Source organism: Pedobacter agri (genome assembly GCF_032678665.1).
GTDB classification, from domain to species: Bacteria; Bacteroidota; Bacteroidia; order Sphingobacteriales; family Sphingobacteriaceae; genus Pedobacter; species Pedobacter agri_A.
Genome location: NZ_JAVTSH010000010.1, coordinates 104829 through 116978, shown reverse-complemented (window position 1 = coordinate 116978; position 12150 = coordinate 104829). Strand labels below are relative to the sequence as shown.

Annotated in this window: 5 protein-coding genes; 4 read left to right on the top strand and 1 reads right to left on the bottom strand. The window is 39.0% G+C overall.

Annotated features, from left to right (window positions below; all coding sequences use genetic code 11):
* Nucleotides 1-18: 18 nt before the first annotated feature.
* Nucleotides 19-1662 (top strand): RagB/SusD family nutrient uptake outer membrane protein, encoded by a 1644-nt coding sequence (locus tag R2Q70_RS19215; protein ID WP_316809171.1) that lies wholly within the window; start codon nucleotides 19-21, stop codon nucleotides 1660-1662.
* Between the two features lie 1176 nt (nucleotides 1663-2838).
* Here R2Q70_RS19215 and R2Q70_RS19210 read toward each other — a convergent pair.
* Nucleotides 2839-4986 (bottom strand): alpha-galactosidase, encoded by a 2148-nt coding sequence (locus R2Q70_RS19210; protein ID WP_316809170.1) that lies wholly within the window; start codon nucleotides 4984-4986, stop codon nucleotides 2839-2841.
* A 193-nt stretch (nucleotides 4987-5179) separates the two neighbouring features.
* On the opposite strand from R2Q70_RS19210, the gene R2Q70_RS19205 reads away from it, so the two are divergent.
* From R2Q70_RS19205 to R2Q70_RS19195, 3 genes are all read left to right on the top strand, one after another.
* A complete protein-coding gene (locus R2Q70_RS19205; protein ID WP_316809169.1) occupies nucleotides 5180-6475 on the top strand; it encodes a hypothetical protein in 1296 nt (431 codons plus the stop codon).
* A 720-nt stretch (nucleotides 6476-7195) separates the two neighbouring features.
* Nucleotides 7196-10309, top strand: coding sequence for a TonB-dependent receptor (locus R2Q70_RS19200; RefSeq protein ID WP_316809168.1), 3114 nt, complete (start codon nucleotides 7196-7198; stop codon nucleotides 10307-10309).
* 9 nt (nucleotides 10310-10318) lie between these two features.
* The gene (locus tag R2Q70_RS19195; protein WP_316809167.1) at nucleotides 10319-12133 is read left to right on the top strand and encodes a RagB/SusD family nutrient uptake outer membrane protein; all 1815 of its coding nucleotides are present in this window, start codon (nucleotides 10319-10321) and stop codon (nucleotides 12131-12133) included.
* The last annotated feature ends 17 nt before the right edge of the window (nucleotides 12134-12150 follow it).

The following is a 12150-nucleotide window of genomic DNA, read 5'->3' as shown; positions in this document are numbered from 1 at the left end:
ATCTTCAAATAAGCAATCATGAAAAGATTTAAAATAGTAGCTTTCTTAGCAATCGCTTTACACTTTGTTGGCTGTGACATCGATCGTACGCCATATGACTCCCTTACACCAGAAGACTTGAGTGGCTCAGAAGGTAGCCTTCAGTCTGTTACCGATGGTAACTATGCTCGCTTGAAAACAATGGCTTTAGGATGGCATAGGGTAATGGAATTTGGTAGTGACAATCTTTCATTGAGCGGTACGACCACCTCACACCTTTTCAATCTTTATAACTATCAAAGATTGGAGGCCAATTCGCTGACAACGAGCTTCTGGACAAATTCCTATCAGGTGATCGCATCATGTAATAAAATGATTGAAACTGTCGAAGAAGGCAAATCCGATCAATCCAACCAGCTGCTTGGCGAAAATTACTTTCTTAGGGCTTATCTACACTTTACCTTAGTGAATGTCTTTTCAAAGCCGTACTCACATGGTTCTGCTGGAATCGGTATACCAATCAAAACTAACTCTGATCCAAATCAAATTCCTGTAAGGACCAGCATTATTTCGGTCTATGAACAGGTATTGAGTGATTTAAATAAAGCGGTTTCGCTTTTAAATCAAAAGAAATCAAATGCCTATGCTTCTAAAGAAGTAGCTTATGCGCTGCTTTCACGTGTTTACCTCTATATGGGAGATAATCAAAAATGCATAGATAATGCGAACCTGGTTATTAATAGCGGCCGCTACCAGTTACTTCCAACCCAGCGTCTTGCAAGTTATCCTACAATTAGACCTGAGGACAATACAGAGACTATTTTTGCCGTAAAATTTATCCCAAATGCTGATTTGATTGATGCTGGATTTAGTAATATTGGTTCTATTTATTCCGTGATTCAAAATGTAGGTTACGGAGAAATGTATGCTTCGAAGCCTTACATTGAGCTGCTAAGAAAATATCCAACAGATGAAAGAAATAAGTTTATTTCCCCTGTGTACTTAAATAATGGTGTTGTTACCGGACTGTATGCCGATGATGCATTCCAATATAAAAGCCTAAAGCTGACGAAGGTTAATGTTAACGATTATAGCTACCTGGAAGGTTCGACCACCCGCTTTCTGGAGAAAGAAACAGGTCCTGATGGGCGCATCAGCTATTTCGCTAATTTGTCTTCAGGAACGAGGAAGGCAGTTACTATCGAGCCGGAAATGGCAAATAGAAATGGTTATCCTAAATATTACATTATCAAATGTTCTAACCAGGAAAATCAACCTCAGCTTTGGTCGCCAGTAGTATTTAGATTAGCTGAAATGTACCTTAACCGTGCCGAAGCCTTTGCAAAACTGGGCGAGAACGAAAAAGCATTAGCTGATGTCAATTTGATTCGTACTCGTGCCGGTATTCCTCAAAATGGTCTATTCAGTGCAAATGCGTTACCAAATAGTCGACCCGTGTTGGATCTGGTACTCGATGAAGACAGGTTGGAGTTCGCTTATGAAGGGCACCGTAAATTTGATGTTTTTAGAAATAAGCGGGACATGGATAGAAGATATCCGGGAACCCATTTGGCAGGAAATACACCTATTAGTATCATTAAGTGGAGTGATAACAATATTATTGAGCTGATACCTCAGTCTCAAATGTTGATACATCCAGGGCTTGTTCAGAATCCGCTTTAGGTTTCAACTCGACTATCGAAATAATGTTCAATTAGCCATATCATTCAAGTGGTATGGCTTAATTCAGACTTTTGGTATGCAAAATTACTGCCTAGCTAATGATATGATTATTCACTACTCTACCACAGGATCTCAATTTTGTTTTTGTTTTGTGCTGCCAGTGCTTTTTCGACAAAGTGATATTGATTATCTTCATACCTCAAAATAATTCCATGTTTTTTATCAATCCTCTTCAATCTAACTGATTAAGATGTTTTCCATAGTATTTTGTTGACAGGGTAGGTAGAAATTTCACCGTAGCATACGAACAGTAAGACCGTATTGGACTGGAATGGAATTATGCCAGCGAGTAATATATTTTTGTCGCTGAAATCATTTATATTTAGGAAGGTCGCAATTGCAGCAAAATACCGTTTAAGCGCAACAGGGTGTGCGAGCGGATTGGTAATGCATTCAGATGAAAAAATTTATTATCTGTGGCTAGTAGGCGGTGGTGCTATTTATACCGTCGTACTCCACTTTCTACTTCTGAAGGTTGTTGGTTAGGCTCTCGCATCAGGTTTCAAACCGTTGGAAGTTAATTAAAAATACAACACCTGCCCCGTCTAACCTTAAATATGAAGACTATATGAGCTGCCAATCCTGTTTCCATACAATAAGAAGGCTTTTCTCCACGTTTTATTTGAGTACCATCATCAAGGATGAACATTGTAAAAAAAAATGTTTTGATATTTGGTATTGTTCCGGATGGGAGAGATCATCTGTTCTACGGTTGCAGATTTGAGCCGCTGCAACTAATTTTCCATTCCATCGACATGATGGTGTACCATAACCAATAGGATCAAAATTTTGATAAACACGTTGGCTATTATGATTAGGAAAACATAAATCATGGTTGAAATAAATGTATGGATATTGCCTATCAAAAAAATAACACATTTTATTTTACGACTTTTAATAGGCTAGGTCGATGTCATACGGTAATTAACAAATTTATCTTCAAGTACGTAAGTTTTTTTTAATCACTGCTTCAAAGATATCTGATATCAATGAAAAAAACAAAGAATTGTGCCCTGCAGTTTTATTTCTTCCTAATACCCCTGAGCCAAACTTTGCCTCTAAATCAAAATATCCAAATTTTGTCAGTATACTAATTTAATCATAGCAGCAGCAGTTTTATATTTGCTTTATCCTCAATACTACGCTGGATCTTTTAGCACTCACTTCCGGATTAAATCCAACTTCCATCAAAAAATTTCCGCTATATATCTGATCACTGCTGATAGGTGATTTTGCACCAGGATACAAATTGATTTCTTCAATCCTGTATTTTTTATGACTGCTCAATCCCTTAAGTCTAATTGGTAAATTAACATTTGTAGCAGAAGTGGTTGCCATGTAATAATTAAACACAATAGCTTCTTCCTGATTTGGATTTACATAGGCTATGGATGCAATTTTATGATGATATGGATCCTGCAGCCGATATTGCTGACCATGCCAGATAATATTCTTAAAGCTATCGTACTGCTTGATTGCATTTTGCGTAAATTTTAGCTCAGCCGCATCCATTTCTTTGACACGAATATCATAACCCAGCTTACCCATCATAGCCACATCTGTTTTGAATTTTAAACTTTGTTTGCCCATATCGGTTACATGATTGTCCATTGCGATAGCAGGAAAATAATAGGAGTATTCCCACTGAATGAATATCCTGTCGAAGGGATTGGTATTATCGCTTGGCCAAAATTCAGTGAAACTTTCCAATGCATTGTAATCCACTCTGGAACCTCCTCCTGCACATAGCATCATGGGTGTATTGGGATGTTTAGCCTTTACTTTTTTAAGTATGTTATTTAACCCTCTGACGTACTCAATGTAAAAATGATCTTGGTTCTTTAAAGTTGTTGAATGTGCATTGTATATCAATGAATTGCAATCCCATTTGATGAAAGCCAAATCTGGTACTTGCTTATAAATATTTTCAATAATCTGAAATATGAAGTCCTGAACTTTCGGATTAGTCAGATCAAGTACCAGTTGATTCCGCATGTAATATTCTTTCCTTCCAGGTTGTCGGATGATCCAGTCCGGGTGATTTTCATATAACTCACTTTTGGGGTTCACCATTTCCGGTTCAATCCATATGCCGAATTTTACACCATTTTTGGTTGCTTCCTGTCCGATTGAGCTGATTCCGTTTTTAAGCTTTTTTTTGTTATAATCCCAGTCCCCCAGCCCCGATGTTGAGCCGTTTCGTGGGTATTTGTTACCGAACCAGCCGTCATCAAGTAAAAAGACATCTACACCTAACTTCTTGGTGTCCATGGTTAATTCTTTTAACTTATCCTCATCAAAATCAAAATAAGTTGTCTCCCAATTGTTCAATAAGGTTGAACGCTCGCCACGACCGTTTGCCAACTTGTAATGTCGCGCCCAATTTTGCAGGTTTCTGCTGGCTTGCCCTTTCCCATTCGATGAATAGGTGTAGATAAAGGACGGTGTGGTAAACGTTTCCCCTGGTTTAAGCGTGTAATTTGAAGAGAAATTGTTGATGCCGGCAGTGATGCGTAAATAATATTCGTCAAAATTTTCGAAGTCCAGTCTGAAATTTCCTGACCAGGCTAAGGATCCTGCAATTACTTCCCCCTTATCCTCTGTTGCAGGTTGATTGACAGAAAGCATAAAAGAGGAGGAATTTAACAAATTTGCTCTTGTACCAAGTTTGGAATCTATTGTTTTAATGCCATGCAGCAGTTGTTGTTCCTCAGATCTCATTTCTCTAAGTCCCGCGCTATAATGATTTTTCAAAAAAAATGCATTTCCAGGAATGGTAATGTTTGCAGAAGCGTATTTGTTTAAGGTTACGGCCTTTTTCTGCTGATGCACGTACTCTGTCCACTGTTCAATTACATCTTCATTGAAATAGCTGAGGTATTTTAATACAACTTTAAATTTATATTGCCCGTCCTCTAGTGCAATCGTGGTCAACGTTCGGTTATTGTCTAATTTGTCCTGTTTTACAGAAGAAAATGTCAGCACTGTGGACTTATTTCCGTTGGCATGGGTAACGGATAAAGCTGGCTCTAAAAGGTTTAATGATCCCGAAGCAACATAAGCCTCGTGTTTGTTAAAAAGGTCATCAGAACCAGGTTTGTATTTGTCCAGATTTGGGATAATAGGATACTCATTTTCGTTTTCAAGTTTCTTTCCCAGATAGGAAGCTATTAAGCTTTTATCTGCATCAACTGTGAATGTTAAGGCGGTGTTTTTTGTGGTTACTATGATATTCTGCTGCGCATACCCGTTAACTATGGTCATGAGCAGACTGCATAATATAAAATTCTTTTTTTTTGTCATTTGCTTAACTTAAAATGTAATTTTAGGTTTATTAACTTTGCTTTGGAAATGTAAATATATTGGGACTTTGGATTATTCTTAATTTTTTATAACGACAAAGTTATAGCAATGTTATGAAGCCTTAAGTTGTTAAAAATTAGATATATATATATAAATGAGCTCTAATTCTGTTCATGTTGATAAGCAGGTTTTGTTTGACGCTTTGGATGATTGTTGTCAGAAGATTATCGTCAAAATGGGTGGAAAACCAATAAACGAATGGCGCAAGGATGACTATAATGCACTAAGTAGCAGACTTGGCAAACAGACCAAAGTTTACCTCAGCGATACCACCCTTAAGCGCATTTTCGGTCGCATAAAAACTCCACAAAGGTATTTTCCTCAAAAAGCAACCAGAGATGCTCTTGCTCAGTTTGTTGGTTTCAAAAGTTGGTATGAATTTGAATTGGTGTTTTTATCATTGAAAAAAGAAGAAACAGTTTCACCCCCGACGCCTCCACTGCCTCCCGTCTTGGCGCAGAATAGCAAACAATCGACCAAGCGAATCGTATTCTCCGTAATAGCTTTTTTTCTAGCGGTATTTGTCCTCCTTAGTTATCGTCTTTCCCAGGAAAACAGTCCACAAGTGACATTAATCTGCGAAAATCCTTATGGTACCGTGCCTCATAGTGCTGTATTCACAGTGAAGTCCAATCATTCAATTGATAATTCGCAAGGATATTATATCGATTCCAAAGAAGAGGCATTACCCGCACCAATTAGTTCAGGGAAAACAGTGACCCGTTTTTTCAAAAATCCAGGCGTAGTTTACGTTACACTTTTTAAAAAAAATATTCCGATTGACACCGTATCTGTCTGTCTACAAACCAAAGGCTGGGTGGCCAACTCTGGTAATGACACTTCTAGGGCTTTTCCTATTGCTAAGTTAAAGCCCATCGATCCGGCAAATATTTATGTTCCAGAAACACAACTGGACTCTGCCGGTTTGGATCTTAAAAAACCCTTTTTACTTGGCTTTAGTAACATCCACCGGTCAAATGTTAATGGCGATAATTTTATTTTCTCAACCAAAGTCTTTGTTGAACAGAGTCGTCCAGGGGTACAGTGTGTAGAGACAACATTAATTATTCTTGGAGAAAAGGATAGGCACCTTATAACACTTTTTAGAAAAAGCTGTGTTGCACTATCCCGGTACAGTTTTTCTGAAGCTAAAGCTACAGGTACGGACCAGGTCTTGGACAAACTTGCATTTGATCCGGAAAATGGAGGGGATGTTAAACTCGAAGTGCGAAATAAAAGGGTTTGGTTAACTCTTAACGGAAAGAGAATATTCATAACCAGCTATCAAAAGTCCATAGGAAAAATTCTTGGAATCAAAATTGTCTATAGTGGCATAGGGAAAGCTGTTAACCCAAAAATCGTGGACCTCACTACCGGTAAATTATTTTAATTCTCATTTTTTATTTATAGTATCCTGCTATTTGGATTGGATTTTTGTTCAATCCTAATTTTTGTTGTTTATAATTATCTGTTAAATAGATAGTTATGCGTTCATTATTTTGCGTTTGTTTTGGTAACATCCCTTTAGCTTTTATTTTTTGTACTGAGGTAATTTAGTGTCAGGCTTTTGGACTAAAAAAATTTTTATTCCAAGATTTAAGGATAGCTGACTTAATCGTACTTGAATCAATAGCCAACAACCAAGTATAATGTAACATAACAAACTATTGACTGAATGAACAATTCATCTTCCTCGACGGTCAAGGAAACCAGGCGTTTTCGATTGGCCACTTACAGCTGTACCATTTACTGTCCTCCGTACCCAACAATGGGTTTATTGCCACCTGACACCATTGATACAGGAGTTTTACCATTTAGCAAAAACACGTTCCCAAATTTATCTAGCATTCAATGGCCAATAGAGACAATTGGGAATGCTGATAATGGGTGCCAAAAGTAAGTGCAATCAACAATGGGCTATTACAAATAAAGTAGGAAAATTTGCATAGGAAAAAATGCAGTTGGGAACTTGGTAATCGAATTCATGGTAACTGGTGGATGAGGTTTTCAATCACATATTCTTACCACGCATAACCTATCATAAATGATAGATGGTTTAATTAATGAACCATTTAAGTAAAACAAACAATCAACTAATCAAAAACAAACTATGAGAATTTATTACTTACTACTTGGCATTATCATGCTTATCGGGCATGGAGATATTTATGCCCATGATTTAAGCTCCTGTAAAGGGCCGACATCGTTTATTAAACTCACTCCCATATTACTTAAGGTCTCAGGATATGTCAGAGACGAGCTTGGGAGTGCCATGCCAGGCGTGTCCGTAAAGATTAAAGGTACAAGTAAGGGGGTTGTTACTGATGAAAAAGGGCGATATTCAATCGACGTTCAGCCATCAGACGAACTGGAATTTATTTTTGTGGGATATAAAATATTTACTACATCGGTAATAAATAAGATAGATATCGACGTTACCCTTGAGCCTGAAGAGGGCAACCTCAATGAAGTGGCCGTGGTAGGATATGGAAAGCAAAAAAAAGCAAGCTTGGTAGGATCTCAAGCAACAATAAAATCAGAGGAGCTAAAACTGCCGGTCCGAGATCTGACTAATGCTATAGCAGGAAGACTTGCTGGCGTTGTGGCTTACCAAAGGGGTGGTGCACCTGGAAGCGATGGTTCGGACATATTTATTAGAGGAATAGCAACTTTCGGTTCTAGTCCTAGAACACCGCTCTTAGTTGTTGATGGGGTGCCTGATAGAAGTATTAACAATATTGACCCTGAAGATGTAGAGAGCTTTACCGTTCTGAAAGACGCTTCTGCCACAGCAGTTTATGGTACTCGTGGAGCTAATGGGGTTATTATAATTATTACTAAAAAAGGTAAAGCAGGAAAACCAACTGTGAATGCTGAGTTTAATCAAGCAATAAATAGATTTACCGCACTGCCTGAGTTCATTGATGGGCCGACGTTTATGAATTTATATAACGAAGGGCTTACCATGAGAGGAAGGTCTCCAATTTATACTCCAGATGCTATTAATAAAACCGCAAACGGAATCGACCCCGATTTGAATCCTAATACAAATTGGTATAAGGAGCTTTTTAATGATTATGGTCAGAATCGACGTTTAACCCTTAATGTGAATGGTGGATCTGAAAATGCTACCTATTACCTTTCAGCTGGATATTTTGGTGAAAAAGGCATCTTCAAAACAGATGATGTTCAGTCCTTCAACTCAACTTTAAAACTTGATCGCTTTAATTTCACGAGTAACCTTAATTTGAATGTTACCAGAACTACCAAATTGGATTTTGGAGTGAATGGTTATATTACTAATTACAACGCTCCCAATTATGGGGTTAATGAGATTTTTAATCTCGCAACTTCAACACCGCCCCATACAATTCCTATACAGTACAGCAATGGACAGTTTCCCCAATTAATAGGCTCCGGAATAAGTCCTTATATGGCACTAACCCAATCCGGTGTCAACACTTCATTTAATAATGTGATCCGATCAAATATAAAGGTTACACAAGACCTAAATGCGCTGACCGAAGGCCTGAATGTTACTGCTATGTTTGCCTACGATGTAAATAGTTCAACCAATAACAGCAGAGGCAGAACGTTACAGACATATTATGCAACTGGTCGGGATGCGCAGGGAAACTTGCTTACTCAAATCACCACTCCTGGAACCAATGACTTGTCTTTCGGTATTACGCGGTTCGGCGACAGACGCTTCTACATTGAAAGTGCACTAAATTATTCAAGAAAGTTCGGCAAAAGCGATCTCGGTGGTTTAATTCTCTTCAACCAGTCCGACTTCAGCGATGCACAATCTAGGGTCGATGCAGCAGGTTACAAGGGTGCAATTCCTTATAGACAAAGAAATTTTGTGGGGCGGGCAACTTATGGTTACAATGATCGGTATTTCTTTGAGGGAAATTTTTCTTACTCAGGGTCAGACAACTTCGTAGCCAATAAACGTTATGGCTTTTTTCCATCAATTGGCGCTGGTTGGATTGTCTCGAATGAAAAGTTTTTTGAGCCATTGAAGAGGATTATAAGCCATTTCAAGGTCCGGTACACATACGGAATATCTGGCAATGCTGCCTTACTGGATCCAAGTTTGAGGTTTTTATACCTTACTACGATAGGAGCGGGTGGCAGCTATTCGTTTGGTGAAAATCCCGGGTCGGGTTCTGTACTGGGCTATAGCGAAACTAGGATTGGCGGAAATGTTCAATGGGAAAGCTCATACCGTCAGAATTTAGGTTTGGAAATGAACTTTCTGAACAATGACTTGGAATTAATCGTGGAACTCTTTAGCGAAAGAAGGAGGGATATTTTAGTTACCAATGCCTCTCTACCTTACAATTCAGGTTTCTTGTTTGCTAATCTACCTTATAATAATATTGGTCAGGTAGATAATAAAGGTCTGGATGCGACTTTAAATTATACCAAAAATTTTGGTGCCGGCGCCTTTGTAAGCTTTAGAGGGGTATTCAACTACAACATCAATAAAAATATTGTAGATGGATTCGCACCATGGAAATATTCCTATTTGGATCGGGTAGGCAAACCAATTGGCCAGCGTTTTGGATATATTGCCACAGGACTTTTTCAATCTCAAACAGAGATTGATAATGCACCTAATCAAGCGGGAGACATAAGGGTAGGAGACATTAGATATAAGGATCTGGATGGAAATGGTGTGATTAATGGAGATGATCAAACTGCGATCGGTTATGGTGCAGTCCCTAGAATTGTGTACGGCTTAAATTTTGGTGGCGGATATAAAGGATTTGACCTGGCCTTATTTTTTCAGGGCGCAGGGCAGGTAGATTTTAATTACTCTGGAGGCTTTGGGACAACTCCATTCTCAAACGGTGCCACCAGCGGCAATATGTATACACAAGTCCTTGATAGGTGGACACCGGAGAATACGAATCCACGCCCTTTTTATCCTCGATTGTCAACTAATCAAGATGTTACCACAAACTACCTTACTAGCACATGGTGGATTCAACGCGCAGACTATTTGCGACTTAAAAGCGCAGAATTTGGCTATACTTTCAGTCCAAAAGCATTCGAAAAGGTCGGTATCCGAAAAGTCAGAATATATACTAATGGAACTAACCTCCTGACCTTCTCGAAGTGGAAACTTTGGGACCCGGAATTGGGCGACGGGAGAGGAGCATCCTATCCAAATATCAGTACCTATAATATTGGCTTACGTGTTAATTTTCAATAAAATAAAATCATGAAATTCAACAAAATTATCATCTTAATAATGGGGATCGCTTTTGGGCTTTCTTCAGGTTGTAAAAAAGGATTCTTCGATACTATCCCTGATAATATTGTCACGATAGATGGAGTATTTACAAATAGAGGCCAATCTGAAAGATGGCTTGGCGGTCTGTATAGCTCCCTTTATGACCCTTGGGACATACGGACAGGTTTCCAATTTTCGGTTATGACCGATGAGCTTGACTTTAGTAATTGGGAAAATCCGGGAATGAATAGTGGCTCTTTGGCTGCAACATCTGTAAATATGGGCGCTCTGGGTTACTACGAGAAAATTAGACTCGCCACAATATTTCTGGAGAATATTGATAAGAATCAAGAAATATTAGCACTCAACAATGGAGGTGAAATTATTAAACAATATAAAGGTGAAGCCCAATTTTTAAGGGCATATTATTATTGGTTGCTTATGCGACAGTACGGTCCTGTAGAAATCATGCCACTCACTTCTGGAAAACCCGAAGATAATTACCAGATCCCACGCAGCTCATGGGACGAATGCGTCACTTTTGTACTAAAGGAGATTGCTGAGGCTAAGCAGAAACTGCCAGTGAATAATTTCACAGTCGGGACCTCAGATTTTGATCCTACTAAAACTGGTCGTATTAATCAAATGATAGCTAGCGCGGTGGAATCCCAGATTACACTCTACCACGCAAGCCCACTATTTAACGGGAACTTGGAGTTATCTGATTTTAAGAATCTAAATGGAAAGCAACTGTTCAATCAGAGCTACGATCCTGCTCGCTGGACAAAAGCTGCTACTGCTGCAAAACTTGCTATCGAATTAGCGGAAGCAAATGGTAAAGCGCTTTATAAGGTCGTAGACGCTGATCCCTTCCGTGCAGCATTTCTTTCCTGCCGAAATTTATATTGGGATGGGTGGAGGACCGAAGGAATTTGGATCAGAACAGCTAACAATTCAGGCATTTGGGAATATCATGCTGCTCCGCGAACGGTACAGGGTTCTCCATACAACGGGATGGCTGTTGTACAGTCATTGGTAGACGATTTTCGGATGAGCAATGGCGCTACCATTGGTTCATCTGGATACAATGAAAATACCTATACTTCCACGGGAAATTCTTATTACGCTGCAGGTACGAATATGATGTATGTCAATCGTGAACCTAGATTTTATGTTGATATCAGCTTCAATGGGGCTGTCATCCCCGGGGTACCCAAGGCAGGACAGAATCGAGTGGAATACTATTATACTGGGAATTCGGGCAAGGCAGGTGAAACCAGAAACTGGCCAAAAACTGGATATACTGCCAGAAAGAATATTCATCCAACATTTAGTTTTAGTCCCTATGTTTTCGTTCAGCGTCCCGCAATGCTTATTCGTCTAGCCGAATTGTATCTTAATTATGCCGAAGCATTAAACGAAAGCGATCCAGGCAATCCTGAGATATTGAAGTACCTGAACTTGGTTAGACTAAGAGGAGGTATTCCTGCGATCAGTGGTACCACTCAAGCAGAATTAAGAAGCCAGATTAGGCTGGAAAGAAGAGTGGAGCTTTGTTTTGAAAATGGTTCGAGGTATTTTGACGTCCGTAGATGGAAAGTCCCGGAGCAAATTGGTTTTAAACAAGGTGGACAAATGTTTGGTATGAATGTCGATGCCGGTTCATCACTTTCTGATCCGAATTTCCATAAAAGGACAGTTGCGTTTACACGAGCTCCATGGCAAAGAAAGTACTATTTTTATCCATATGGTCAAGATGAGATGGATAGGAACAAACAACTCGTTCAATTTCCAGGGTATTAATTTAACATAATATAATC

Bases quoted from the DNA above. Each gene is read 5' to 3' on its own strand.
- R2Q70_RS19215 (WP_316809171.1), top strand. From the start codon at position 19: ATGAAAAGATTTAAAATAGTAGCTTTCTTAGCAATCGCTTTACACTTT.
- R2Q70_RS19210 (WP_316809170.1), bottom strand. From the start codon at position 4,986: ATGACCATAGTTAACGGGTATGCGCAGCAGAATATCATAGTAACCACA.
- R2Q70_RS19205 (WP_316809169.1), top strand. From the start codon at position 5,180: ATGAGCTCTAATTCTGTTCATGTTGATAAGCAGGTTTTGTTTGACGCT.
- R2Q70_RS19200 (WP_316809168.1), top strand. From the start codon at position 7,196: ATGAGAATTTATTACTTACTACTTGGCATTATCATGCTTATCGGGCAT.
- R2Q70_RS19195 (WP_316809167.1), top strand. From the start codon at position 10,319: ATGAAATTCAACAAAATTATCATCTTAATAATGGGGATCGCTTTTGGG.